General features: G+C 60.6%; 27 protein-coding genes and 1 tRNA gene. 17 read left to right on the top strand and 11 right to left on the bottom strand.

Annotated elements, in window-relative coordinates:
• Positions 1-7 precede the first annotated feature (7 nt).
• The 5 genes from potA to U0L91_RS09380 all read left to right on the top strand — a co-directional run bounded on the left by potA (position 8) and on the right by U0L91_RS09380 (position 4,765).
• Complete coding sequence (gene potA, locus U0L91_RS09400; protein ID WP_330046370.1) at positions 8-1,048, top strand: spermidine/putrescine ABC transporter ATP-binding protein; 1,041 nt, start codon at positions 8-10, stop codon at positions 1,046-1,048.
• 3 nt (positions 1,049-1,051) lie between these two features.
• Positions 1,052-1,873: an ABC transporter permease gene (locus U0L91_RS09395; protein ID WP_330046369.1), complete on the top strand. Its 822-nt coding sequence runs from the start codon at positions 1,052-1,054 to the stop codon at positions 1,871-1,873.
• Complete coding sequence (locus U0L91_RS09390; protein ID WP_330046367.1) at positions 1,873-2,715, top strand: ABC transporter permease; 843 nt, start codon at positions 1,873-1,875, stop codon at positions 2,713-2,715. The genes U0L91_RS09395 and U0L91_RS09390 overlap by 1 nt, the downstream gene beginning before the upstream one ends.
• Positions 2,716-2,728: 13 nt before the next feature.
• Complete coding sequence (locus tag U0L91_RS09385; protein ID WP_330046365.1) at positions 2,729-3,964, top strand: ABC transporter substrate-binding protein; 1,236 nt, start codon at positions 2,729-2,731, stop codon at positions 3,962-3,964.
• Between the two features lie 69 nt (positions 3,965-4,033).
• Positions 4,034-4,765 (top strand): acyl-[acyl-carrier-protein] thioesterase, encoded by a 732-nt coding sequence (locus tag U0L91_RS09380; RefSeq protein ID WP_330046363.1) that lies wholly within the window; start codon positions 4,034-4,036, stop codon positions 4,763-4,765.
• A gap of 229 nt (positions 4,766-4,994) precedes the next feature.
• Here U0L91_RS09380 and U0L91_RS09375 read toward each other — a convergent pair whose 3' ends face one another.
• The gene (locus U0L91_RS09375) at positions 4,995-5,558 is read right to left on the bottom strand and encodes an NUDIX hydrolase (protein WP_330046361.1); all 564 of its coding nucleotides are present in this window, start codon (positions 5,556-5,558) and stop codon (positions 4,995-4,997) included.
• A 137-nt stretch (positions 5,559-5,695) separates the two neighbouring features.
• On the opposite strand from U0L91_RS09375, the gene U0L91_RS09370 reads away from it, so the two are divergent.
• A complete protein-coding gene (locus tag U0L91_RS09370; RefSeq protein ID WP_330046359.1) occupies positions 5,696-6,448 on the top strand; it encodes a WecB/TagA/CpsF family glycosyltransferase in 753 nt (250 codons plus the stop codon).
• 54 nt (positions 6,449-6,502) lie between these two features.
• Here the strand turns inward: U0L91_RS09370 and U0L91_RS09365 are convergent, their stop codons facing one another.
• Complete coding sequence (locus U0L91_RS09365; protein ID WP_330046357.1) at positions 6,503-6,919, bottom strand: cupin domain-containing protein; 417 nt, start codon at positions 6,917-6,919, stop codon at positions 6,503-6,505.
• A complete protein-coding gene (locus U0L91_RS09360) occupies positions 6,900-7,319 on the bottom strand; it encodes a MerR family transcriptional regulator (RefSeq protein ID WP_330046356.1) in 420 nt (139 codons plus the stop codon). The genes U0L91_RS09365 and U0L91_RS09360 overlap by 20 nt, the downstream gene beginning before the upstream one ends.
• A gap of 168 nt (positions 7,320-7,487) precedes the next feature.
• On the opposite strand from U0L91_RS09360, the gene U0L91_RS09355 reads away from it, so the two are divergent.
• Positions 7,488-8,252 (top strand): carboxymuconolactone decarboxylase family protein, encoded by a 765-nt coding sequence (locus U0L91_RS09355; RefSeq protein ID WP_330046354.1) that lies wholly within the window; start codon positions 7,488-7,490, stop codon positions 8,250-8,252.
• A gap of 53 nt (positions 8,253-8,305) precedes the next feature.
• Here U0L91_RS09355 and U0L91_RS09350 read toward each other — a convergent pair whose 3' ends face one another.
• From U0L91_RS09350 to U0L91_RS09320, 7 genes are all read right to left on the bottom strand, one after another.
• Complete coding sequence (locus tag U0L91_RS09350) at positions 8,306-10,132, bottom strand: ABC transporter ATP-binding protein (protein ID WP_330046352.1); 1,827 nt, start codon at positions 10,130-10,132, stop codon at positions 8,306-8,308.
• Entirely contained in the window at positions 10,116-11,861 is a 1,746-nt protein-coding gene (locus tag U0L91_RS09345) for an ABC transporter ATP-binding protein (RefSeq protein ID WP_330046350.1), read from the bottom strand. Before U0L91_RS09345 ends, U0L91_RS09350 begins: the two co-directional genes overlap by 17 nt.
• Positions 11,862-11,870: 9 nt before the next feature.
• Positions 11,871-12,296 (bottom strand): MarR family winged helix-turn-helix transcriptional regulator, encoded by a 426-nt coding sequence (locus tag U0L91_RS09340; RefSeq protein WP_330046348.1) that lies wholly within the window; start codon positions 12,294-12,296, stop codon positions 11,871-11,873.
• 156 nt (positions 12,297-12,452) lie between these two features.
• Positions 12,453-12,528 (bottom strand) — tRNA-Thr (locus U0L91_RS09335).
• Positions 12,529-12,634: 106 nt separating this feature from the next.
• Positions 12,635-13,510, bottom strand: coding sequence for a DUF2238 domain-containing protein (locus tag U0L91_RS09330; protein ID WP_330046346.1), 876 nt, complete (start codon positions 13,508-13,510; stop codon positions 12,635-12,637).
• Between the two features lie 21 nt (positions 13,511-13,531).
• The gene (locus tag U0L91_RS09325; RefSeq protein ID WP_330046344.1) at positions 13,532-13,753 is read right to left on the bottom strand and encodes a hypothetical protein; all 222 of its coding nucleotides are present in this window, start codon (positions 13,751-13,753) and stop codon (positions 13,532-13,534) included.
• A gap of 8 nt (positions 13,754-13,761) precedes the next feature.
• Positions 13,762-14,835, bottom strand: a complete 1,074-nt coding sequence (locus U0L91_RS09320) for a hypothetical protein (RefSeq protein WP_330046343.1) — start codon at positions 14,833-14,835, stop codon at positions 13,762-13,764.
• A 46-nt stretch (positions 14,836-14,881) separates the two neighbouring features.
• Here U0L91_RS09320 and U0L91_RS09315 point away from each other — a divergent pair, with 46 nt between their 5' ends.
• From U0L91_RS09315 to U0L91_RS09275, 9 genes are all read left to right on the top strand, one after another.
• The gene (locus U0L91_RS09315) at positions 14,882-15,208 is read left to right on the top strand and encodes a YabP/YqfC family sporulation protein (protein WP_330046342.1); all 327 of its coding nucleotides are present in this window, start codon (positions 14,882-14,884) and stop codon (positions 15,206-15,208) included.
• A complete protein-coding gene (locus tag U0L91_RS09310) occupies positions 15,195-16,385 on the top strand; it encodes a sporulation protein YqfD (protein ID WP_330046340.1) in 1,191 nt (396 codons plus the stop codon). The genes U0L91_RS09315 and U0L91_RS09310 overlap by 14 nt, the downstream gene beginning before the upstream one ends.
• 152 nt (positions 16,386-16,537) lie before the next feature.
• Positions 16,538-17,533 (top strand): PhoH family protein, encoded by a 996-nt coding sequence (locus U0L91_RS09305; RefSeq protein ID WP_330046338.1) that lies wholly within the window; start codon positions 16,538-16,540, stop codon positions 17,531-17,533.
• Positions 17,534-17,573: 40 nt separating this feature from the next.
• Positions 17,574-18,074 carry an rRNA maturation RNase YbeY gene (ybeY, locus tag U0L91_RS09300; protein ID WP_330046336.1) on the top strand — a complete coding sequence of 167 codons (501 nt, stop codon included), beginning with the start codon at positions 17,574-17,576 and terminating at the stop codon, positions 18,072-18,074.
• A gap of 7 nt (positions 18,075-18,081) precedes the next feature.
• Positions 18,082-18,573: a diacylglycerol kinase gene (locus U0L91_RS09295; protein ID WP_330046334.1), complete on the top strand. Its 492-nt coding sequence runs from the start codon at positions 18,082-18,084 to the stop codon at positions 18,571-18,573.
• Positions 18,563-19,480, top strand: coding sequence for a GTPase Era (gene era, locus U0L91_RS09290; RefSeq protein ID WP_330046332.1), 918 nt, complete (start codon positions 18,563-18,565; stop codon positions 19,478-19,480). Before U0L91_RS09295 ends, era begins: the two co-directional genes overlap by 11 nt.
• Positions 19,481-19,710: 230 nt before the next feature.
• The gene (recO, locus tag U0L91_RS09285; protein ID WP_330046330.1) at positions 19,711-20,454 is read left to right on the top strand and encodes a DNA repair protein RecO; all 744 of its coding nucleotides are present in this window, start codon (positions 19,711-19,713) and stop codon (positions 20,452-20,454) included.
• Positions 20,455-20,508: 54 nt separating this feature from the next.
• A complete protein-coding gene (locus U0L91_RS09280; protein WP_330046328.1) occupies positions 20,509-22,887 on the top strand; it encodes an endonuclease MutS2 in 2,379 nt (792 codons plus the stop codon).
• Positions 22,888-23,006: 119 nt separating this feature from the next.
• Entirely contained in the window at positions 23,007-23,945 is a 939-nt protein-coding gene (locus tag U0L91_RS09275; protein ID WP_330046326.1) for a hypothetical protein, read from the top strand.
• A 56-nt stretch (positions 23,946-24,001) separates the two neighbouring features.
• On the opposite strand, the gene U0L91_RS09270 is transcribed toward U0L91_RS09275, so the two are convergent.
• Positions 24,002-24,583 carry a TetR/AcrR family transcriptional regulator C-terminal domain-containing protein gene (locus U0L91_RS09270; RefSeq protein WP_330046324.1) on the bottom strand — a complete coding sequence of 194 codons (582 nt, stop codon included), beginning with the start codon at positions 24,581-24,583 and terminating at the stop codon, positions 24,002-24,004.
• Positions 24,584-24,762: 179 nt separating this feature from the next.
• Here U0L91_RS09270 and spoIVB point away from each other — a divergent pair, with 179 nt between their 5' ends.
• Positions 24,763-25,980, top strand: coding sequence for a SpoIVB peptidase (spoIVB, locus tag U0L91_RS09265; RefSeq protein WP_330046322.1), 1,218 nt, complete (start codon positions 24,763-24,765; stop codon positions 25,978-25,980).
• The last annotated feature ends 265 nt before the right edge of the window (positions 25,981-26,245 follow it).

Raw genomic sequence — 26,245 nt, 5'->3', positions numbered from 1 at the left:
AAAACGAATGAAGGAAATTGTATCACTGAAAGACATTGTCGTTGATTTTGACGGGGAGCGAGTCCTGGACGGGCTTTCGCTGGCCATTCACGACAAGGAGTTTGTCACGTTTCTGGGACCTTCGGGATGTGGAAAGACGACGACCTTGCGTGTGATTGCCGGATTCCTGACGCCGAGATCCGGCAATGTTCTTTTTGACGGCAAAGACATCACCCATGTTCCGCCGTACAAGCGCCAGGTCAACACGGTATTCCAGAAATATGCCCTGTTCCCGCACCTGAATGTGTACGAGAATGTGGCGTTCGGTCTGCGTCTGAAAAAGACGCCCGAGGAGACCATCCGCAGCAAGGTGCTGGAAATGCTGGAGATCGTCGGCCTGAAAGGCTTTGAACGCCGCAGCATCCATCAGCTCTCGGGCGGTCAGCAGCAGCGTGTGGCGATTGCCCGCAGCCTGGTCAATTCGCCGCGGGTCCTGCTGCTGGACGAGCCTCTGGGCGCACTGGACCTCAAACTTCGCAAGGAGATGCAGCTCGAGCTCAAGCGCCTGCAGCGCGAGATGAACATCACCTTTGTCTATGTCACCCATGACCAGGAGGAAGCGCTGACCATGTCGGACACCGTCGTGGTCATGAACAAGGGCAACATCCAGCAGATCGGCTCTCCCCAGGACATCTACAACGAGCCCAAGAATGCGTTTGTCGCCAACTTTATCGGCGATTCCAACATCGTGGACGGAATCATGGAGCGGGACTTCCTGGTCAGCTTCGGCGGCCGGGAATTCGCCTGCGTGGACCGCGGCTTCAAGAACCGCGAACCCGTCCAGGTGGTCATCCGCCCCGAAGATGTGGTCATCGTGCCCCCGGCGGCCGGAATGCTGACCGGCCTGGTGCGCGAAGTCATCTTCAAGGGCGTACATTTTGAAATGCATGTCGATGTGGAAGGCAAGGAATGGCTGATCCATTCCACCCAGGCCAGCCAGCCCGGCGAACTGATCGGCATGAACATCGGCCCCGACGAGATCCATATCATGTCCCGCGAGGAGGTGTAACGGATGCTGCGTTCCAAAACCTCGCGCTGGGCCGCGGCGCCGTACCTGGTCTGGATGGCCGTCTTCATCGTGGTACCGCTCTGCATCGTGGTGTGGTACGCCATGACGGATTCCTCCGGCCAGTTCACGCTGGCCAATCTGACCGGCATCGGCCGGTATTCCTCGGTGTTCGGCCGCAGCCTGCTGCTCGCAGCCGAAGCCACCGCCATCTGCCTGGTGCTGGCGTTCCCGGTCGGGTATGCGCTCAGCCGTCTGCGCGCCAACAAGCAGCACATCATGCTCATGCTGGTCATGCTGCCCATGTGGATGAATTTCCTGCTGCGCACCTACGCCTGGATGACCCTGCTGGAGAAAAACGGCCTGATCAACAAATTGCTCGGGCTGTTCGGCATCGGTCCGCTCAATATGATCAACACCTCGGGCGCCGTGGTGCTGGGCATGGTCTACAACTACCTGCCCTATATGATCCTGCCGCTCTACACCGCCATGACCAAGATTGACAACTCGGTCATCGAGGCGGCCCAGGACCTGGGCGCCAACCTGTTCCAGATTTTGCTGCGGGTGCTCATCCCGCTGTCCCGTCCCGGCATTGCCACCGGCATCACGATGGTGTTTGTGCCGGCGGTCTCCACCTTCATCATCAGCCGGATGCTGGGCGGCGGTTCCAACCTGCTGATCGGTGACCTGATCGAGCTGCAGTTCCTGGGCAACTCCTACAACCTGAATATGGGTTCTGCGATGAGCCTGGTCCTGATGGTGATCGTGCTGCTCTGCATGAGCTTCACCTCCAGCTTTGATGAAGACGAAATGGAGGGGGTCGTGTAATGAAAACACAGCATCGTCATCTGCTGCAGCGCACCTACCTGGTGCTGATCTTCGGCTTTCTCTATCTGCCCATCGCCGTGCTCATTGCGTACAGCTTCAACGAAAACAAGAGCCGTGCGGTCTTTACAGGCTTCTCTTTCAAATGGTACGCCAGCCTGTTCCATAACGAGATGATCCTCTCGTCGCTGGCACTCTCGCTGGTGCTGGCGTTGGTCTCCTCGGTGGTGGCCACCGTGCTGGGCACACTTGCCACCATCGGCATCCAGTCCATGAGCCGGCGTTCCCAGCTCATCATCAACAACATCAGCTATGTGCCGGTCGTCAACCCCGAGATCATCACCGGCGTTTCGCTGATGCTGCTCTTCGTGCTCTGGCAGAAGATCGGCATCGGCGGGGAAAACGGCATCTTCGGCTGGCCCACGCTGCTCATCGCCCACATCACCTTCAATGTGCCGTATGTGATCTTCAACGTTAGCCCCAAGCTCCGACAGCTGGATGCCAGCCTGTACAACGCCGCGCTGGATCTCGGCTGCACGCCGCGGCAGGCGTTCTTCAAGGTCATTCTGCCGCAGCTCAATCCGGCCATCCTCTCGGCCTTTCTGATCTGCCTGACCTACTCGATCGACGACTTCATGATCTCCTACTTCAACTGCGGAACCATGCAGACGCTGCCGATCGCCATCTATTCGATGACCCGCAAGAAGGTCAGCCCCGAAATCAACGCGCTCTCGGCCATCATGTTCCTGGTGATCCTGACCATCATCCTGATCTCCAATGCCATGGACTCCCGCGCGTACAAACGCAACCAGGCCGCCATCCGCCGCGATGCGGCAAACCGGTAAAGGAGGCACCGCGATGAAAACGATCCGATTCGGTGCGTTTCTGCTCGCCGCCTGTGCGGCAGCGGCCTTTGCCAGCCCGGCTCTGGCCGAACCCATCCAGGTCACCGAGGACATCAGTGTCTCGGGGGACTATGACTGGCGCCGCTTTGCCGACGATCACCTGACCCTCAATGTCTACAACTGGGGCCTGTATATCTCGGACGGCTCGGACGACAGCGTGGATGTCCTCTCGGCCTTTGAGGAGCTGACCGGCATCAAGGTCAACTATACCACCTTTGATTCCAACGAAAGCCTGTACGCCAAGATGAAATCCGGCGGCGCCAGCTATGACGTGATCTTCCCCTCGGACTACATGGTCGGCAAGATGATCGACGAGGGAATGCTGGCAGAGCTGGACTTTGACAACATCCCCAATTTCAGCTATATCGGGGACAAGTACACCGGCTGGGGCTTTGATCCCGACAACGCATACAGCGTGCCCTACACCTGGGGCACCACGGGCATCATCTACAACACCACGATGGTGGAGGAACCGCCGACCAAGTGGGCCGACCTGTGGGATGTGGCCTACGCCGGCAATATCCTGATGTTCAACAACTCCCGTGACGCCTACGCCATCGCGGCCAAGAAACTCGGCCTTTCCCTCAACCCCTCCAGCGTCGAGGAGGTGGACGAGGTCATGAAGGAACTGCAGGACCAGAAATCCGTCGTGCAGGCCTACGTCATGGATGAAATCTTCGACAAGATGACCGGCGGGGAAGCGGCCATGGCCCCGTACTACGCCGGAGATGCCCTGACCATGATCGAGGACAACCCCGATCTGGCATTCTGCTCGCCGGAGGAGGGCGTCAACTTCTTTGTGGACAGCATGTGCGTGCCCGCCACCAGCAAGAACAAGGAAGCGGCCGAGCTGTTCATCAACTACATGTGTGAGCCCGATGTGGCCTATCAGAACTGCGATTTCATCGGCTATTCCACGCCGATCACCGAGGTGTGGGAGCGGCTGGATGACGACCTCAAATACAGCCCGATTGCCTATCCCGATGAGGAAGTCATGGACAAGGCCGAGGTGTTCGTCACGCTGCCCGACGATGTGAACGCCGAACTGGACGCCAAATGGAGCGAGATGAAGAGCTACGACGAGTCCGGCAGCGGCTGGCTGGTCGTGGCGTTCCTGGTGGGGGCGCTGGCCATCTCCGGGTTCAATATCTGGCGGAAGATGCGCCGGAAAGTCCGCGACAACTATTGATCTGCCGTTCCCGGTCTGCCTGTTCGGGCAGGCCGGGTTTGTATTACCGTATTCTGGAAGGAGTTTTCCATGCCTTTTACCCAAAACTTCAGGATTTACCGCTATGACGGAGACTTCCGCGGCCTGCTCAAACCTGGGGCGCTGCTTCGGTACAGCCAGCAGATTGCCGGCGAACATGCGGCGGCCCTCGGCCTGACCGACGAGGTCTACGCCCGGACCAACACCGCCTATGTGCTGGCCAAGCTGGCACTGCATTTCACCCAGCCGCCCCGTGTGGATACCACGCTGACCGTCTCGACCGAACCGGAAAAACTCAAACGTGCGGTCAACCGCCGCTTTACCATCGCGGCCGACGAGACCGGCAGGGAACTGGCCTGTGTGGACAGCCGCTGGGTGCTCATCGATACCCGGCGCCGGATGATCCTGCGCAAGCATCCCGAAGAGTTTCCCACTTCGGGCTGGGTGGAAAATCTGGACCGCGAACTGCCCATGAAACTGACCAAGGTCCCCCGGGAATCCTGCGAGGTGCTGGGCGTTCACCGCGCTGATTACAGCCGCTGCGATATGAACGGCCATATGAACAATACGATCTATGCAGACCTGATCTGTGACGCTCTGCCCCCCGAGGTATGGCGGACTTCTTTCGTGCAGGATATGATTCTGTATTACCACAAGGAAGTCCCGATGGGCCAGAGCCTGCAGCTCTGCCGTGCGGCGCTGGCACCGGACCGCTGGTATTTTGCGGGCTGGGGTGAGGACTGCTGCCACTTTGAGGCCGAAATCACGCTGCAGAAACTTTAATCCATCTGAGGGGAAGAATTTACAAAATTAGTTACAACTTTTTTACAATTTCCTATTGACAAAAGATTTCAAAAAGGTTACAATCTAGTTGCAAGCAAGACATTAACAAACTTTTTCATGTGTTCTTCTCCTCCTTTCAAAATCCCCGCCTTTCCCTCAGGCGGGGATTTCCTTTTGCATAAAACAGCGCGGAAAGCAAAGCCTGCCTTCCGCGCTGTTTCGTATTTTTTTACAGCCTGGTTTCGGTGCGCAGAGCGCACTCCCGGACAAGACGCAGTTCTTCGGGGTAGATGCAGCTTTTCAGGCTGCCGTCCTCCACCCGGCGCAGACACTCCTCCATCGGAAACCAGCGCACCTCGCTGATCTCCTCTTTCTGGACCGTGAACGCCCCGGCGGGTTTGTCCAGCCAGAGCAGATAGATCCGGCTGACCTGGTTGTCCCGGAAAAGCCGGCCATGGAATACCTTTTCAAACGCAAACCGGCGCAGCCCACAGTCCTGCAGCTGTTCGGGCTGTGCCGTCACGCCCAGCTCCTCCTGCAGTTCCCGCAGAGCGGACGGCACAAAATCCTGCCCGGCCGGGATATGCCCGGCGCTGGAGATGTCGTAGCATCCCGGGAAGGAGTCCTTTTCCTCGCTGCGTTTCTGCAGCAGCACCTGCAGTTCACCGTCGTGCCGGCGTACAATCCAGACGTGGGAGGTGCGGTGCCGCAGTCCCAGCCGGTGCGCTTCGCTGCGCGGGACACTCCGGCCCACCGGAACGCCGTTTTCATCCACAAGATCCAACATTTCCATCAGAATTCTCCGCCTTCTGTGCCAGATTTTTCCACGCACCCAGTATAACACACAAAACCTGCGCTGTCATCCGGTTGATTCCCGCCGCAAACGGGTGTATAATGGCACCGAAACCAGAGGGACGGAGGAGAACCTGAATGCAGAAACCGAAGACCTGCCGGATCATGGGGGTTCAGATCGCCGTGACCGATATGGAGCAGACGCTGGCGCTGATTGCGGAGAACCTGCAGACCTGGAAAGGGGAATATATCTGCGTGTCCAACGTTCACACCACCGTGACGGCCTACGAGGACCCCGACTACCGTCAGGTCCAGAACGGCGCCGTCATGGCGTTGCCGGACGGCGGACCGCTCTCCGCGTACAGCCGCCGCTGCGGTTTTCCGCAGGCACAGCGGGTGACCGGTCCCGACCTGATGAAGCGGATTCTCGAAGAGAGCGCCGAACACGGCTGGCGGCATTACTTTTACGGCTCCACCGAGCAAACCCTCGATGCGCTCCGCGGCTGGATTGCCCGGCGGTACCCGGGCGCGGTGATTGCGGGAATGTATTCGCCGCCTTTCCGGCCGATGACGCCCGAGGAGGACGAGGAGATCGTCCGCAAAATCAATGAGACGTCGCCGGATTTTGTCTGGGTCGGGCTGGGAGCTCCCAAACAGGAACGCTGGATGGCAGCGCACCGCGGCCGGGTTCATGCCCTGATGCTGGGCGTGGGAGCAGCCTTTGACTACGAGGCCGGCAATATCCGCCGCGCCCCCGAGTGGATGCAGAAACACAGCCTCGAATGGCTGTACCGGATGATGCAGGACCCCCGGCGGCTGATCGGGCGGTATCTGAATACCAACCTCAAATTTCTCTGGTGGGCGATGCGGAACCATCGTCCCCAGCAATGACAAAAGCGTGGAGCACCGTGCCCCACGCTTTTTTGGTTCCGGAATGCGGCCGGATCACGACTGTGCCGCCGTGTCCAGACGCTGATACTCCTCGTCGCTGACCGGCTCACACCATTCGTTGCGGGTATCGGTGCCGGGCACCTCCACGGCCAGATGCGTGAACCAGCTGTCCTTGGCGGCGCCGTGCCAGTGCTTGACGCCGGCGGGAATCTCCACCACATCGCCGGCTTTCAGGGCACGGGCGGGCTTGCCCCATTCCTGGTACCAGCCGCGGCCGGCGGTGCACAGCAGGATCTGCCCGCCGCCGCTGGCGGCGTGGTGGATGTGCCAGTTGTTGCGGCATCCCGGCTCAAAGGTCACGTTGCCGATCACAACGCCCCGGGTGGTGAGCATCTTCAGATAGCTCTGCCCGACAAAATACTGGGCGTAGGCGGTGTTTTCGCTGCCGCGGTCAAAAATCGTTGCTTCCATGTTGGCTGCCTCCCTGTTCCTGTAACCGCCGGAGTATGGCTTCCTTGGTCATCAGACCGGCCTCATAGCGGCGGATTTTGTCATTCAGACGGTCCAGCGACTGCTGCATTTCCGCCATCCGCGCCACCAGCCGGTCGCGCTGTTCAATCAGCAGCGCCTTGCGGGCGTCGATCGTGCTGTCCCCCTGCTGGAACAGGGCCACATATTCGATCAGCGCCTCAATCTGGACGCCGGCCGCCCGCATGCACTTCATCAGCTCGATCCATTGGCAGGAGGACTGGTCATAGTCCCGGATGCCGCTCTTGCTGCGCGGGACCGGCGGAATCAGTCCGATGCGCTCATAGTAGCGCAGTGTGTCCGGCGAGAGCTCGTATTTTTTGCTGACTTCTGCAATGGTCAAGAAACCGCCTCCATCCTTCGGGACCGTCCGGTCCTCTCTCAAGAAAACTGTAACACCTGGAGTACACTCCAAGTCAAGTCCTTTTGCAAAAAAAATCAGAAAACACTTGACATGGAGTGCACTCCAGGTGGTAGCGTAAAGACAGAACAGATACAGGAGGGAATTGCTATGGCACAATCGGAATCTGCATCGGCATACTGCCGGAAGTTTTTCGGCAGGACGCCGTTCGGGCTTTCCGGCACCGATCCGGAGTTCTCGGACTTTTTCACGAATTTTGCCTTTGATGAGGTGGTGCGCCAGGACGCAATGGACGACCGCACCCGCTTCCTGGTCATCCTGGCAACGCTCACGGGCTGCCAGGGGCTGGATGCGTTCCGCGATCTGCTGCCCGGTGCGTTCCGGGCCGGACTGACGGCAATCCAGGTGCGGGAGATGCTCTATCAGGCGGTGGCCTATCTGGGCATCGGGCGAGTGCTGCCGTTCCTGAAAGCGGCCAACACCGTCATGGCTGAAGCCGGAATCCCGCTGCCCGAGGAAGGGCAGGGAACCACCACCCCGCAGACCCGCATCGAGGCCGGCAACCAGGCCCAGGTGGATATCTTCGGGGAAGGCATGCGCGGGTTCCAGGACAGCGGCCCCGAGGATGCCCGCCATATCAACCGGTGGCTGGCAGGGAACTGCTTCGGGGATTATTACACCCGCGAAGGTCTGGATTACCGCCAGCGTGAGATGATCACCTTCTGCTTCCTGTCGGCCCAGGGCGGATGCGAACCCCAGCTGACCAGCCACGCCGCCGCCAATCTGCGCATCGGCAATGATGAGGGCTTTCTGATTCAGGTGATTTCCCAGGCCCTTCCGTACATCGGCTATCCTCGCAGCCTGAATGCGCTGTCCTGCCTGCGCAAGGCGGCCGAGGCCGCCCGCGAAGCATAAGCCACGCTCCACAAAAAAGCCAGCGTCCCGGAGATCCGGAACGCTGGCTTTTGTCAGCTCAGTTCAAACATACCGTGATACAGCTGGTAGTATTCGCCTTTCTGGGCCAGCAGCTCGTCGTGGTCGCCGCGCTCGATGATCCGCCCGTGTTCCAGCACAATGATCGCATTGGCGTTGCGCACGGTGGACAGCCGGTGTGCGATGACAAAGACCGTGCGGCCTTCCATCAGCCGGTCCATGCCCTTTTCGATCAGGGCCTCGGTGCGGGTGTCGATGGAGGAAGTGGCTTCGTCCAGAATCAGTACCGGCGGGTCGGCCACGGCCGCCCGGGCAATCGCCAGCAGCTGCCGCTGCCCCTGGCTCAGGTTGGCACCGTCACCGGTGACCATTGTCTCATACCCCTGGGGCAGGCGACGGATGAAGGAATCCGCATTGGCAATGCGGGCGGCCTGTTCAATCTCCTCCTGGGTGGCGTCCAGCTTGCCGAACCGGATGTTGTCCGCCACCGTACCGGTGAACAGGTGGGTGTCCTGCAATACGATGCCCAGACTGTGCCGCAGATCATCCTTGCGGATTCGGCGCACATCAATGCCGTCGTAGGTGATGCAGCCCTCGGTCACATCGTAGAACCGGTTGATCAGGTTGGTGATCGTCGTCTTGCCGGCACCGGTGGAGCCGACAAAGGCAATTTTCTGACCCGGCTTGGCGTACAGCGAAAGCCCGTGCAGAATGGTCTGTCCGGACTCGTAGCCGAAACTGACATTCTCAAACCTGACATCGCCGCGCAGCGGAATGACCGGGGCCTCGGGGTGAGCGGTATCCCGCCAGCCCCAGCGGGACGGACTGCCCTCGGGCAGACGGACCATTTCCACGGTGCCCTCGTCCACTTCGGGTTCCTCGTCCATCGTATCAAAGATTCGCTCGGCACCGGCCAGCGCTGCCAGCAGGAAGTTGCCCTGCTGGGTGAACTGGTTGATCGGCATGGCGGACTGCCGCACGAACACCAGATAGCTTGCCAGACTGCCCAGATCCGACCATCCCATCATCACCATGATGCCGCCGACCACAGCGATCAGGGCATAGTTGATGTAGGAGATACTGACCACGGCGGGAATCATGGTGGCGGCATAGCTCTGGGCGCTGGTGCCGGCCTGACGCAGCATCTCGTTGCGCCGCGTGAATTCCTCCAGGTTGGCCTCCTCGTGGTTGAACACCTTGACGACCTTCTGCCCGGCCACCATCTCCTCGATGTAGCCGTCCAGCTCGCCCAGATAGGTCTGCTGGTGCGCATAGTAGAACTTGCTCCGCTTGGTGCTGTACCGGATGTAGAGGAACATGGCGGCATACCCGGCAAATACCAGGATGGAGAGCTGCCAGTTCAGGATCAGAAGCAGCAGCATGGTGCCCACCATCTGGATGAAGCTCTGAATCAGCATCGCAAAGCTGTTGTTGAGCGCATCCGAGATGGTATCCACGTCGTTGGTGAACATGCTCATCAGGTTGCCCTTGCGCTGGCTGTCAAAGAAGCGCAGCGGCAGGGTCTGCAGATGGGCAAACAGATCGTGACGGATATCGCGCAGGATCTTCTGTGCAGCCCGGACCATGATCTGGGTATAGCCCAGCGTGGACAGCGCACCCACGGCATAGATGCCGGCGGCCAGCGCCACGCCGCCCACCAGACCGGAAACGCTGCCCACCTGGGTGATTTGGTTGACGATGGGCTTGATCATGTAGGTGCCCAGCAGGTTGGCGGCGGCACTCACGGCAGCCAGCAGGGCCACCAGAATCAGCAGAACCCGGTGCCGTCCCAGATATCCGCCGAACGCATGCAGCGTCCGTCCCAGGTTTTTGGGACGCTTTCCACTAAACTGCTTTGCCATCGGCGCTGCCTCCCTTCATCTGAGAATCGTAGATTTCACGGTAGATCGGATCATTGGCCAGCAGGGTCTCGTGGTTGCCCACAGCGTGTACCTTGCCGTCGTCCAGAATCACAATCAGGTCGGCGTCCATCACCGAGGTGATGCGCTGGGCAATGATGATCTTGGTCATGTCGGTCAGCTCGGCCAGAGCCCGGCGGATCTTCGCTTCAGTCGCGGTGTCCACGGCGCTGGTGGAGTCATCAAAGATCAGAACCTTGGGATGTTTGAGCAGCGTTCTGGCGATGCACAGACGCTGTTTCTGACCGCCCGAAACATTGACGCCGCCCTGACCCAGGTCGGTGTCCAGTCCGTCGGGCATCCGTTCCAGAAATTCATCCGCACAGGCCTGACGGCAGGCTTTCCACAGGGTCTCGTCGTCCGCGTCGGGATTGCCCCAGCGCAGGTTGTCCCGGATGGTTCCGGAGAACAGAAGGTTTTTCTGCAACACAATGCCCACGGCATCGCGCAGGACTTTCAGATCATAACGGCGCACATCCTGACCGCCCACCCGGACCACGCCCTCGGTGGCGTCGTACAGACGCGGAATCAGCTGGACCAGTGTGGTCTTGGCGGACCCGGTTCCGCCGATCACGCCCACTGTTGCGCCGGCCGGAATGTGCAGCGTCACATGGGACAGCGCGTCCTTCTGGGCCGAACGGGCGTACTTGAAGCTCACGTCCTCAAAATCCACCTGCCCGTCGGGAACTTCAGTCAGCGGCTGTGCGCTGCTGTCCAGATCGGGCCGTTCTTCCAGCACTTCCCGGATCCGGCGGGCACTGGCCAGCGAGCGGGTCAGCAGCAGAAAGACGTTGGAGAACATCATCACCGAGTTCATGACCTGCAGCACATAACTCAAAAAGGCGGTCAGTTCGCCCACGCTCATCGAGCCCACCAGAATCAGACGGCCGCCGAACCACATGATGCAGACCACCGTCGTGTACATGATGGTCTGGAAGGCGGGCAGGTTGAGCACGGCGTAACGGAACGTATCGGTGCTGGCCGCGGCCAGCTCATCGTTGACGGCGTCAAACTGGGCACTCTCATACTCCCCGCGCACAAATGCCTTGATGGCGCGGATGGCGGTCAGGTCCTCCTGAACCCGGCCGTTGACGTGGTCCACGGCCTGCTGCTGACGGTTGTACAGCGGTCCGACCTTGTGGACGATCACGGCCAGCGCTGCGGCCAGAAGCGGCGCCGTGACCAGAAAGACCAGCGCCAGATCGGGATTCAGCACAAAGGACATGCCCACGCCCATGAACAGCATGACCGGGCTGCGGACCAGCGGCCGGAGCCCGGCGTTGATGGCGTTCTGCATGACGGTGACATCGGTGGTCATGCGGGTGACAAGGGACGGCGTGGAAAAGTGATCCAGATTGGAAAAGTCAAACCCCTGCAGCCGGCGGTACTCGGCCAGACGCAGCTCCGCGCCGAAGCCGTTGGCGGCTCGTGCGGCATACCGCGCATACATCAGGCCAGTTACCAGAGCCAGCACGGCGCACAGAGCCATCTTGCCGCCCTGCAGCAGCAGATAGGAAAGGTCGTGGTTGGGCACGCCGACGTCCACAATGCCGGTCATCAGCAGGGGAATCAGCATCTCAAACACACATTCCACAAAGACCATGCCCACCGCGGCGGCCAGGTCCTTGCGGTAAGGCTTCAGATACGAAAAAATATAGCTCAGATCATTCATGCTCTCACCTCACAGCAGCTTTCCTCCCGCATTGCGGTAGGCGCGTGACAGAAAATCCCGCAGCTGACGGGTCTCTTCCTCCGAAAATCCCTGCAGCATCTGGGCCTCAAAGGCGTTGCACTGTTCCTCCCACAGGGCCAGCGTGTCGCGGCCCTTGTCGGTCAGACGGACCTCGCCGGTGCGGCGGTCGTTGGGGCAGGGACAACGGCGCAGGAATCCGTTGCGCTCCATGCTGTCCAGCATCCGGCAGATCGCGGCGGGGTCCACCTCGCAGTAGTCGGCCAGTGTCCGCTGGGAACAGGGGCCGCGGTCGCGCAGACATCGCAGGACCTTGGGCTGCCCCGGCGAAAGCCCGAGCCGTGTCAGCTGCGGCCGCATGAAGTTCTGCTGCAGATGCGCGGTGCGGAACAGCAGCGTGTGAACAGCGTATTCCATCCTTCAGCTTCCTTTCTTTGGTTGATATATCAATCGATGACATATCAATGATTCGGGTCTATTCTAGTCCGCTGTGTCCCGGATGTCAAGCAGCAGGACGAAAAAAATCCGGAGATAGAAAAAACCGCCCGGAATCGTGAGATTCCGAGCGGTTTCTGGAGCTGGTGGCCGGACTTGAACCGGCGACCTGCTGATTACGAATCAGCTGCTCTACCAACTGAGCCACACCAGCGCAACAATATTAGTATAACGGATTTTTCTGTGAAGTCAAGAGGTAAACGGAAAAATCCGCAAATAAATACAAAAACCGCCCGGCGGATTTGCCGGGCGGCTGCGGTTCAGACCGAGGGATCAGGCGGCGGATCGTCCGGAGCCTTGTCATCGGGTTCTCTGGCGGGTCCCACGATGGGAATAAAGCGCTTGGCAAACTTGTTCTTGCCGCGGCTGCGGACATAAAAATAGCCGATCACCGAGAAAACAAAGGCCCCGATGAAGTTGACGAACAGATCCTCCATCGTGTCCAGCAGACCGATGTCGAGGTAACCGCCCAGGCCGAGGGGGCGTTGGGTGCCGTCCTCCAGCACAAGGATCACATCCGAGATGCCCTTGACCACGACGGGATGATTGCCGCCCGTGGGGTCCAGCAGGATGGTGCCGATGGAATGGACGATGGTGTCCTTCTGCATATCCAGCGCAAACAGCTGGTCCATCAGACATTCAAAGAATTCCCAGACAACGCCCACTGTCATCGAGAAGCAGAACGCCACAATGGCCAGGTAGAGCGGCGACAGTGAGACCTTGATCCGTTCTTCCCGGTTGAGGATGTCCAACAGGGAAAACCCGATCGCAGCGCACAGAAACCCGTTCAGTGTGTGCAGGACGGTGTCCCAGTAAGGGAAGGTCACATAGTAGGCGTTGATCTCCCCGAGAATCTCGGCGGAGTAGATGAAGAGCAGGATGATGACTTCCAGCGTGTTCGGCAGGTCGATGTTGAGCCGGTCCTCCAGCATGCTGGGCACCAGAAACAGCAGCAGCGTCAGGACGCAGAGGAAGGCGTTTTCAAAGTTGCGGTTGAACAGCTGGGCGATGAGGACCAGAATCACCGAGGCGCGCAGCAGCAGGTAAACGGTGGTCACGACGGGCCGGGCACGCCAGGCGGCGCGGAAATCCTGCAAAGGGTGCCGGCGACGGCGGCGGGATGACAGATGCGGCATAAGCTTCCTTTCCGGGCTCAGTCAGTCTTCGAGGCTGAAATCCTTGGGATCGTAATGGGGCAGGACCTGCCGGCGGGGAACCCGCAGCAGCGGATCATAGCGGAACTTCCGGCAGGAAAAGTAGGGCGAGACCACGCCTTTCTGCCGGCACAGCACCATCTTGGGGTCGGCAGCAGGCGAACCGTAGAGGCAGTACGCACAGGACGGGGCAATTTTGCTGCCGTACGGCGGTTTCTTGAACATAGTATCCCTCACTTTCCCGGATTTACCCTTTCATTATAGGAGCTTTGCCGGACTTTGTAAAGTTTGGCCAGAACCGCACACAAAAAGAAAAAAACGGCCAGCGAGGTATCCGGGGCTTCGCGCTGCATGACCACCACACGGGGCGCCAGACTGGAAAAAACCGCTGCTTCTGTGGGAAGAAACCGCAGGGCAATGCGCAGCATCCCCTGCAGGAAAACCAGATGCAGCCCCCGGGAAAATGCCAGCGGTACCAAAGACACGGTTCCGCGCAGCAGCCCCGACAGCTGGGCAAACACCGAAAACCCCATCACGCTCAGACAAAAGCAAAGCCCGGGCAGATGGGGCAGCCCGGCAAAATCATAGCAGCCCGCGCTGATCTCCAGCGCGCCGCTCAGCCAGGGCTGCCAGCCGGGATGCCGGGACAAAAACGGTAGCTCATCGGCAAGACAGGTGAGAATCCGGAAAAACAGCACACAGCCGCAGACCAGCAGACTGCTGTCCACCGCCCGGCCGATAGCCTGTGCGGGGCCGGCCGGACGAACGTCCTGTACCGCTCCGGACAGACCGTCCGACCCGAAACGCGGCAAAACGGGAAGCAGACAGGCACCGGCCAGCAAATTTGCGGCCAGCTGTAAGGCGTACAGGAGAACCCCCAGCCGGATGCTGCCCAGCATCTGCCCGCCGACGGCACCGATCACGAACCCGGGACCGGAACAGCAGCCCAGCACCAGCAGCAGGGAGGCATCCCGCGCTGTCAGGCGGTTGGCGGCACGGAGCTGTGCGATCATCCGGGCACAGACGGCGTACCCGCCCACCCAGCCCAGCACCAGCACCGAGGCGGCTTCCCGCTGCCGGATGCCGCACAGACGGGTCAGCGGCCGGAGCGGCAGTCCCAGCACTTCGCACACCGGACTGCCGACCAGCAGCTCACAGACCACAAAAAAAGGAAACAGAGCCGGCAGCAGACTGCCGCCGCACAGCGCCAGCCCCTCGGAAAATCCTTGGGCCGCAGCTGCCGGACAGGCCAGCAGTGCCGCCCCGAGCAGCAGCGCCGCCGCCCCGGACAGGAAAGCCGGATTCATAACCACGTCACCTCCGCGTATACTGAGACGAAAGGGGGCAAGACCTATGAAGCAACCGCGGTTCCGACGCCGCCCACGCCGCCCCCGCGCGGCGCCGCTCCATCCCCGGGACCTGTTCCGCCAGCCCGAACAGGATTTCTACCGCCTGCCCGATCTGGAAATCCGCAGCGGCCGGGTGTATACCGACGGCTGCCGCCGCGTGCTGGACTTCACGCCCCAGAAGATCAGCCTGGATTTCGGAAGCGCCATCATTACATTGTATGGCGGCGGGCTGCGGATAGAATCGTTTGCGGGGCGGCGCCTTTCGGTGAGCGGACAGGTCGCCAGACTGGAATTTTCCGCCAAGTGGGGGGACGAGAATGGGACACTTTGACCCGGCATCCGCCGATCTGGTGCGCTTTACGGTGCGCGGCCGCCATGTCCAGCGCTTCCTTGGCGAGGCAGCGCAGACCGGCGCCAAGCTGACCTGCATCTCGCCCGATGCACAGGGGCTCACGGCCTGCGCATCGGGCCGCGATCTGCCCCGGCTGCGCCGTGCCGCCAGGCGGGGCGGCTGGCAGCTGGAATTGACCGGGCGGCGCGGACCCGGCCGCCTGCTGGAACGGCTGCTGCGTCGGCCCGGCATCCCGGCGGGGCTGCTCTGTTTCGCACTGCTCTCGGCCTGGCTGCCGGGGTTTCTCTGGTGCATGGATTTCGGGACCCTCGATGCCGATGTCCAGACCGCGCTGCGGGCGGCCCTGGCGGATCAGGGCATCCGGGAAGGCGTCCGGCTGGACGAGGAGCTTCTGAACCGCAGCCGGGAAGCTCTGACACTGGAGGAAACCGGGTTCGGATGGCTCAGCCTCAACTTCACCGGCGGCTGCCTCTTTGTCGAGAGCACCGACCGGCAGACCGCAGAACTACCCGCCGCCGCAGCTGACACAATCCTGGTCGCGGCCGCGGCCGGGGAAATCCTGTCCACCGATGTCCGCAGCGGGTTTGCTCTGGTCAAGCCCGGCCAGTATGTGGCCGAAGGCCAGCCGCTGGCCGCCGCCCAGAAAGCCGACCGGTCCGGCAACCCGGTCCGTCAGGGGGCGACGGGCAGTGTGATGGCCCGGGTACGGCTGGACTGTACCGCCGCACAGCCGCTGACCGCCGAGAGCCCGATTCTCACCGGGCAGCACTGGGTCAGCCGGGAATTCTGCCTGCTCGGGTATTGCTGGCAGCCTGACGAAACGCCACAGCCCGAGCCGGAAGGGGATACCGTGACCCGCTGGCTGCCGCTGACCGTGGGGCGGCTGGCCCTGCCGGCCAGTGTCCGGCAGATCGAGGGCTGGGAGCGGGCGCTCCGGACCGTGCAGTATACCCCCGAGGCCGCGGCCGCGCTGGCAAGACGAAGCTGCCGGCTTGACCTGCTCGGCCGGTTCCCCGGGGCGGTCATCGAGCAGGAAGACCTCGAGACCCGGCAGGAGGAAGACAGCGTTGTGTGCACCGCGCACTTCGTCTTTATCGCCGATATTGCCCGCAGTGCTCCGGACCCCGGTCTTTTGCCGGATTCTGCCGGAACTTGATGCGAAACCAACATGGAAGGCTGGAAAATTTTGTGCAATATTCATAGTTTCTTTTCGCAGAAACTGTGATATAATTCAAATTGAGGAACTGCTGTCTGGGGAAAATTCCCGCCGCGGTTCCGATTCTCAAACGAACCCGGGAGGTCATGTCTTTGGCAGAAAAATCAGTCGCGCTGGACAGCATCGAGCTGGCCGCTGCCATCTTCGGCAACTGTGATCAGAATGTAAGGCTTTTGGAGAATGAGTTTCATGTGACAGCGGTGTGCCGCGGTTCGATGCTCAAGTTTACCGGAGAGCCGCAGGATGTCGAGGCGGCGGTCCATGCTGTGGACGGCATGGTGACACTGATGCAGAACCATACGCCGCTGGAGGAACAGACGGTGCGGTACTGCATCAGTCTGGCACGCGGCGGCGAAGAAAAACGGCTGCGGGAACTCAACGACGATTTTGTGGCCGTGACTGCCAAGGGCCGCCCGATTCATCCCAAGACCCTCGGGCAGAAGGAGTATCTCGCGGCGATCCGCAAGAACTCCATCACCTTCGGCGTGGGGCCGGCCGGTACCGGCAAGACCTACCTGGCGGTCGCCATGGCGGTCAAGGCGTTCAAATCCAAGGATGTCAGCCGGATCATTCTGACCCGCCCGGCCGTCGAGGCAGGGGAGAAGCTCGGCTTCCTGCCCGGCGACCTGCAGAACAAGGTGGACCCCTACCTGCGCCCGCTGTACGACGGTCTGTTTGACCTGCTGGGCGCCGAGACCTTTCAGAAACTTGTGGAAAAACAGAGCATCGAGGTAGCGCCGCTCGCCTATATGCGCGGGCGGACGCTGGATGATGCCTTTATCATTCTGGACGAAGCGCAGAACACCACCCCCGAACAGATGAAGATGTTCCTGACCCGCATGGGTGTGGGTAGCAAGGTGGTGGTCACGGGTGACGTGACCCAGGTGGATCTGCCCGACAAGACCCGCAGCGGCCTGGTGGATGCCCTCCGGGTGCTGCGCGGCATTGACGGCATCGCCCAGGTTTATCTGACCGAGAAGGATGTAGTGCGCCATCGTCTGGTGCAGCAGATTGTCAAGGCGTATGAGCGCGCGGCCGGTGAGCGTTCCGCGCAGCGTGAAACCAATCACAAAGGAAACAGCCAATAACATACGGGATCATTATGACAGTAAGGAGGCAGACATTCTCATGTCCAACAAAGTTTTGATTACCAATGAGCAGAATACGGTCAAAGTTCCGTCCGGACTGCGCATCCTGATCAGGCGCAGCTGCAACGCAGTCCTCGAGTATGAGCACTTCGAGGGACCCGCCGAGATCAGTGTGACCTTCGTGGACAATGCCCGCATCCATGAGCTGAACCTGCAGTATCGCAACAAGGATACCGCAACGGATGTACTTAGCTTCCCGATGGGAGAAAACGGTGCCTATGACATCGACGAGGACAACGGCTGCAAGATCCTCGGCGATATCGTCATCTCGATGGAACGCGCGATGGAACAGGCGGAACTCTACGGACACAGCCTGCAGCGCGAGGTGGCGTACCTGACCGTCCATTCCATGCTGCATCTGCTGGGATACGACCATGAAGCCAGCGGCCTGGAAGCCGTCCGTATGCGGGAAAAGGAGGAAGCTGTGCTCATCCAGCTCGGTCTGCCGCGCACGGTAAGCTACACCAACGACGAGATCTGACCTGCTTATGAAGTCAAAACTCAAACGTTTCGGAAAAGGATTCATCTATGCCTGGAACGGCATCCGCGCAGCCGTCAGGGAGGAACGCAACTTCCGGTTCCACCTGGTGGCGGCGCTGCTTGCGCTGTGGGTGTCGGCGCTGGCGGAACTGCAGGGGACGGACCTGGCCATGATCCTGCTGTGCGTCGGTGCCGTGATGGCGCTGGAACTGATGAACTCTGCCGTGGAGCGTGCGGTGGACAAGCCCGACACCACCCACTGGTGGAGTGCCGGTGCCGCCAAGGATATGGCGGCGGGCGGCGTGCTGGTCATGGCGGTGGCCTCGGTGGCGGTGGCGTTCTGCCTGCTGGTGCCGCGCTTTGCGCTGATCTGGGAGAAGGTGTGCACCTTCCGCCCCTGGCAATGGGTGGCGCTGGTCGTTGCCGCGCTGGCCGCCTACTTCTTCATCTTCAACACCCCCAATCAGACACAGAAAGGGAAAGACCCCAATGGAAAATAAACACAGTACCCCGCAGCAGACATCCAGCGTCTTTGTGGCGCTGGTGGGACGGCCCAACGTGGGCAAGTCCAGCCTGACCAACCATCTGGTGGGGGAAAAGGTGGCCATCGTCACCCAGAAACCGCAGACGACCCGCAGCCGCATCACCGGTATCATCACCAAGGGCCCGGTGCAGTATGTCCTTCTGGATACGCCGGGCATCCATCTGCCCCGCAACCGGCTGGACTCCCGCATGACCCAGACCGCGGCCGCCAGCCTCAAGGATGTCGATGTGACGCTCATGCTGTTTGAACCGTCCGGCGATTTCACCGAATCGGAACTCAATATGGTCAAAGCCCTGAAGAAGGCCGGCCCGGCGGTGGCGGTCATCAACAAGGTGGACCTGCTCAAGGATTTTGCCACGCTGGAAGCGCGCAAGGCACAGCTCAAGGAATTCGGCGTGTTTGACGAGATCGTGGCGGTCTCGGCACGGGACGGCACCGGCTGCGATACGCTGTTCCCGCTGCTGGCCAAGTATGCCAACCCGGGTCCCCACTATTTTGATGATGAATCCTTCACCGACATGCCCGAGAAGGATCTGGTGGCCGAGCTGGTGCGGGAAAAGGCATTGCTCTTCCTGCGCGACGAGATCCCGCACGGCATTGCCGTCACGGTGGAAAGCTTCAAGGAGCGTCCCGACCGGGATCTTGTGGACATCCGCGTGGAGATCTGCTGCGAGCGCAAGAGCCATAAGGGCATGATCATCGGCAAGGGCGGGCAGATGCTCAAAAAGATTGCCACGGCCGCCCGCCTGGACTGTGAAGAACTGCTGGGCGTGCAGGTCAACCTGCAATGCTGGGTCAAGGTGCGGGAAGACTGGCGGGACAATGACCGCCTGCTGGACAACCTTGGCTTTGCAAAGCCCTGAATCTTCCTTTTCTCGCGGCCACGCTTGGACAACTTTTCCATGCATAACGCGATATAATGGTTGGCATCCTAACCGATAAAGGGGGGCGCCGACCATGGAAAGCGGGTCACGAGGCAACGAAGGAAGCCGTGCCGAGCAGTGGCTGAAATTTGCCGCTTCCGGCAGTATTTACGATTATCTGGAATACAGGAACGCCAGTTTGCACCAGAGCAGTTCCGTGGGGGAGAGCTATGGAGATCACAACAACGGGACTGGTCCTGCGAACGGTGCGGGTAGGGGAAGCGGATCAGATCCTGACCATTCTGACACCGGATAAGGGCCTGCTCTCTGCTTCCGCCCGGGGGAGCCTGCGGCTGAAAAACAAGCTGTTCAGCGGCTGCGGGCTCTTTTGCTATTCGGAATTTCTGCTCACAACGGGGCGCAAAACCAACTTCATCAACGGGGCAACGGTCATCCGTGTCTTTCACGGCCTGAGCCGGTCGGTGGAAGGCATGGCCCTTGCCGCCTACCTGGCCGAACTGGCTACGGCGCTGGCCCCGGAACCGCCGGAGTCCGCCGACTGCCTGCGGCTGCTGCTCAATACCATGTACATGATCGGGGAGGGCAAGCGCCCTCTGCGCCAGCTCAAGGCCATTGCCGAGCTGCGGATGATGACCCAGACCGGCTATATGCCACGGGTGCTGGGCTGTGACGAGTGCGGCCGCTACGAGGGCGGCAGCTTTTACCTGGACCCCGTCGAGGGCCGGCTGCTCTGCGAGGACTGTGCCGGCAAGGCACGCCGCACCCCCAACCTGGACCCCGGCGCACTCTATGCGCTGCGGCATATCTGCCTGGCCGAGGACGGCAAACTGTTCGGATTCACTCTCTCGGACAGCAGCCTGAAGCGTCTGGGCCGGGTCAGTGAACAGTATCTGCTGGCCCATCTGGAATACAGCCCCAAAAGCCTGGACTTTCTCAAAACCGTCCTGGACTGACAACACCGCACCCACAGGGGTGCTTGCGATACCATCAGGGAGACGTTGAATTTTATGGACCTTTCCTATCAATCCACACTCGAACTGGACAAGATCCTCCGCCGCGCGGTGGAACTCTGCACCTGCGCCGAGACCAAAGACCGGATGCGCGCCCTTGCGCCGTTTGAGACGACGGAGGAAGAGCGCTATGCGCTGTCCCAGACCAATGCCATCAACTCGCTGCTTCTGAAAAACGGCAGCCCGCGGTTCGGCGCGGTGCATGAGGTGCGCCGCGTTGTGGCCCACGCCGTCAAGGGCGGCATCCTCTCGATGGGGGAACTGCTGGAAATTGCGGCCACACTGCGCAATTTCTCCGGCCTGGTCCAGTGGTACGGCCTGACCGACCACGAGATGATGCCCACCGATGACCTGTTTGCGGCCCTGGCTCCGCAGCCGGTGCTGGAAAAGCAGATCAGCGACTGCATCCTCTCGCCCGAGGAGATGGCCGATACCGCCTCGGTCACACTGCGCGATCTGCGCCGCAAGATCCGCGCCACCGAGGATTCCATCCATACCAAACTGGACAATATCATCAAGAACTCCACCACCAACAAGTTTCTGCAGGATGCAGTGGTCACGCTGCGCAACGGCCGCTATGTGGTGCCGGTGCGCGCCGAATTCCGTGGCGAGGTCGGCGGCGTGATCCATGATGTCTCCTCCAGCGGCTCGACGATCTTTGTGGAACCGACGGCCGTGGTCGAAGCCAATGCCCGGATCATGCAGCTGCGTGCCCAGGAACAGGAGGAGATCACCCGCATCCTCTCGGCGTTCTCGGCCCAGGTGGCCAGCCTGGAACCCCAGTTCGGCTGCAGCTATGACGCCATGCTGGAGATCGACCTGCTGCTGGCCAAGGCGCGCCTGGCCGTGGAGCAGAACGCCTTCATGCCGGCTGTCAGCGATACCTGCTGCTTCCGGCTCAACAAGGCCCGCCACCCCCTCATTGATCCCAAAAAGGTGGTGCCGGTGGACATCTCGCTGGGGTCGGACTACGACACCCTCGTGATCACCGGCCCCAACACGGGCGGCAAGACGGTCAGCCTCAAGACGGCGGGCCTGCTCAATGCCATGGCCCAGTACGGGTTCCTGATCCCCGCCCACGAGAGCAGCATGGTCTGCCATTTTGAGGAATACCTTGTGGACATCGGCGATGAACAGAGCATTGAACAGAGCCTGTCCACCTTCTCGGGCCATATGAAGCGGATCACCGGAATTCTGGAACTGGCCGGCCCCAACACCCTGACACTGCTGGACGAGCTCGGCGCCGGTACCGATCCGGCCGAGGGCGCCGCACTGGCGGTCAGCATCCTGGAGCGGCTGCGCCGGCAGGGAACACTGCTGATGGCCACCACCCACTATGCCGAACTGAAGATCTACGCGCTGGAAACTCCCGGCGTCGTCAACGCCAGCTGTGAATTTGACGTGGAGAGCCTGGCGCCTACCTATAAACTCAGCGTGGGCGTGCCGGGCAAATCCAACGCCTTCCTCATCAGTGCCAAGCTCGGTATTCCCGAGAGCGTCATCGACGCGGCCCGGGCGCATATGTCGAGCGACGACAAGCGTCTGGATACCGTGCTGGCCCAGCTGGATGACCTCAAACTGCAGCTCAAGGCGGCCCAGGATGAGGCCGAAAAAGCCCGCTACGAGGCCGAACACGCGCTGGAAAGCGCCGAAAAACAGCGCGAAGCGCTCATCAAGCAGGGCGAGGAGGAACTGGAGGCCGCCCGCCGCAAGGCCCATGAGCTGATGCAGCAGGTCCAGAACGATGCCTATGCGCTGACCGACGAACTGCGCCGCATCCAGAAAGATGAAAAGACCAGCGCCGCGGCCCGTGCGGTCCGTGCGCGGGAAATTGCCCGCAAGGACACCGAACAGCTCCTTGCCCGGACCGAGAAAAAGCCCGTCAAGCGGGAATTTGTGCCTCTCAAGGAGGTCAAACCCGGCCAGGAGGTCGTCATTGCCGAGTTGGACCAGCACGCCGTTGTGCTGTCCCGTCCCGACAAGAACGGTATGGTCGAGGTGCGCGCCGGTATTCTCAAGACCAAGGTGCCGCTGTCGGGACTCTGTGCGCCGGACAAGATGGACAAACGCTCGGTCCAGCGCCAGCAGCCGCCCAAAACCCGCACCCATGTGCAGCTCAATCACGACAGAAAATCCAGTATGGAGCTCAACCTGCTCGGCTATACCGTGGAGGAAGCCCTGGCAGAGGTGGACCGGTTCCTTGACCATGCCATGCTGAGCAACCAGAACACCGTGTACCTGATCCATGGCAACGGCACCGGCGCGCTGCGCAACGCCATCCAGAAACATCTGCGCACCCACCGCGGCGTCAAGTCCTTCCGCCTGGGCCGTTACGGCGAAGGCGAGAGCGGCGTGACCGTGGTGGAGCTCAAATGATCCGCGCCGCAAAAGCCGGACAGTTTTGTTGAATTAACCATAGCAGTCACACGCCGTTTGTGCTAAAATATCAAAGTTAAACTGATAAAAATCGCTTGTAATGGAGAGAGGAACCGACCATGAGAAACGATTTGGAAAGCTCTCGCAGCTTTACCATGACGTTGGGGCATCGTGCGGTGCGGGACATCCGCCGCGACGGATTCCGTCAGCTGCGCAACTATGTGGATATGTGCGCCGTCCTTGCCAAGAAGGATTCCCAAAAACATTTTTTTGAGTATGCCCAGACCGTGCTGGAACGCACCGACAGCCTGTACTATACGCTGGTCCGCCGCCTGGTGGAGGAAGTCAGCGAGGACCGGATCTGCAGTGTCGGCATCAATCTGGGATTTGATTCGCTGATCTATGGTGTTTCCCACATCCGGGCCTCGGAACGGACCGATCTGTCCTGGCTTCATGTGGGCATCTGCGGCACACCGGGGCTGGAACGTGCCGTTGCCGCAGCCGAGCAGGAATTCTGCTATACCTGGGTGCTCTCGCTGGAGGAGCCGCTCACCGACGATACCGTCGCGGTGTTCCGGGCACATCCCTATACGGCCTTCTTTCTGCTGGCCGAACCGGAGCAGCTGACCGAGGAAACCATCCTGCGGCTGGAGCACTGCAACAATGTGGTGGTGCTGATCTTCCTCCACAAACCCGAACTGACCCCCGAAGCCTGTGCCGCAGCATGCCGGATGCGCCGCCGCAGGATGTTCTGCGGCTTCCTGGTCGATCTGGGCAATGACGATGCGGCGGAAGCCTTCGACGCCGACTGGCTGGATGTCATCACCCAGTACAGTCTGTTCTGCATCTATGCCCGCAAACCGGACATGAGCGCCGAGATGTCCGATCAGCTGCACCATCAGATTGTTTCCAGCCGCCGTGAGACGGTCTCCGTCCCGATCTTCCTGCTGGACTGGGAACGGGATCTGCGCAGCCTGTCCTGCCTGACCTCCACATCCTGCACGGTCGGGACCTGCCTGCCCGAGGGGCGGACGTTCCCGCTTCAGCTGGGCGACTGATCCTTTACAAAAACAAAAAGCCGCGGACCTGTCAGAGGGCAGGTGCCGCGGCTTTTTCAGTTGTTGTCGTTCGGGAGGTCATCGCTCAATCCGTATCCCATCAGCTCGGAAAGGTCACTGTGACAGAGTACGCGGATGGAGTCGTTGATGCTGCGCAGCCCGGATTCCCGCATACCGCCCTGGACCCAGGGAAGCAGAATCCCCATCAGCGCACCGGACAGAAAATCCCCGACAAAGCGCTGGTCGGCCTCGGTGGAGCCGGGATTGGAGGCTGCCATCCGCTGCGCGAACAGCGCGCTGGTATAGTGGAAGATATATTCCCGCAGACAGTTCTGCCCCGTGTAGGCCAGGGCATTGGTGTAAAAGGTCCGGTTCTCCCGCAGATATATTTCCAGGTCACACAGCAGATCCGGCCAGCTGGCATAATGCCCGCGCTCAACCAGGAACTGCGTCACACCACTCTGAAAATACCAGTTGACCAGGTCGAACTTGTCTTCAAAATGATAGTAAAAGGTGTTTCGACCCACGCCGGCGTGTTCCACGATGTCGTTGACCGAGATTTTTTCCAGGGGCATGCTCGCCATCAGCTCGGTCAGGCTTTTCGCCAGCAGATTCTTGGTCTTGTTGGTACGGGACATGGTGCTTCTCCTTTTCCCTCAAACAGGTATCCGTGGTGCAGGATTTTCTTATTATAACACAGCTTTCCGACAATTTCCAGCAGGCGACGGCAAAGTACACTGCTCCCGGCCTTCCAAAAAATGGTATCACCAAATCCGCTTCTTCTGCACATACTGAACAACAGGAGGCGGATTTTCCTATGCCCAAACACAAATTTCTGCGCCGAATCACCGCGGCGCTGCTTCTTTTGGGGGCCCTGTGCGGCGGTACGGTTGTGGCGCTGCGCAGCGCCCTTCCCGATACGTTTACCGTCGAAACCGGTCAGCCCCTGACGATTGCCAGCCTTAGGTTCCTCACGGTGCAGCCGGTTTCGCTGCAGGGCGAGACCGCTCCGGCCGGGTCTCCTGCACCGGATTCCAGCCAGAATCAGGTGGTGACACTGCTGGGCATCCCCATCAAGACGGTGCGCACCGTGTCCGAAACCCGGCGGGAGGTTTCGGTCTGCGGAACGCCTTTCGGCATCAAGATGTTCTCGGACGGGGCGCTCGTCGTTGCCTTCAGCGACCTGCATACCGACCTCGGCACCGAGAACCCCGCCAAGGAAGCCGGCCTGCGGCTGGGCGACCTGATCATCTCGGCCGGGGGACAGCGGGTGCGCAACAATGAGGAACTCACGGCAGCCATCACCGCCGCGGACGGTCAGGCCATCCCGGTGGTCTACCGCCGCGGCGACACCGAGTATACCTGCACGCTGACCCCGGTCCTCGACCGGGATGCCGGCGTGCTCCGGGCCGGGGTCTGGGTGCGGGATTCCTCGGCCGGCATCGGGACGCTGACCTTTACCAATCCCGCCAACGGAACCTTTGCCGGGCTGGGTCATGCCATCTCGGACAGCGATACCGGCGCCGATCTGACGCTGCTCAGCGGGGAGATCGTCCCGGTGGTCATCACGGGCTGCCAGAAAGGCTCCCCGGGAGCGCCCGGAGAGCTGAAAGGCAAGTTTGCCGGGGAACAGACCCTGGGCGTGGTCAGCGCCAACGAGACAACCGGCGTGTACGGCCGGCTTTCCGCTGCGGTGGACGGCACGCAGATGCCGGTGGCCAACCCGCAGGAGATCGAGCTGGGGGAGGCGGAAATCCTCACAACGGTTTCGGGCACCGAACCCAGGCGGTATACCATCCGGATCGAGCGTGTCAACATGACGGCGGATGATCCCAACCGCAACCTGCAGATCCGCGTCACCGATCCCGACCTTCTCGCCGCGACGGGAGGCATCGTCCAGGGGCTTTCCGGCAGTCCGATCCTGCAGAACGACCGTTTGGTGGGCGCTGTGACCCATGTGCTGGTCAACGACCCGACGCGGGGGTACGGGATCTTTGCCACCACGATGCTCCAGAAGGCGGACAGTCTTGCATAGAACTTCCGGCTGGGCAGTCCAGCACTGCCCCATACATCCTTTTGCACAGAGCCGTGCTGACCGGAACCGACAACCTCCCGGGCCGAATTTACCCGGGAAAAGGTCCTTGCGGCAGATTTTGGGGAATTTGGTAAAACTGGAAATGAAAAGGAAAGATTCCAAAGAACAAAATCAGAAGGAATTTTGTCGCACTGCCGCACAAAAAGTCGAACACTGCCGAAATACCCGAAAAAAACCCAAAGAAAAGGGAACGAATCCTCTTGCA

It is taken from the genome of Gemmiger sp. (genome assembly GCF_036306485.1).
Lineage (GTDB): Bacteria > Bacillota > Clostridia > Oscillospirales > Ruminococcaceae > Gemmiger.
Note: the sequence above shows the minus strand (reverse complement) of the source record. Positions and strands in the feature narration are given on the sequence as shown.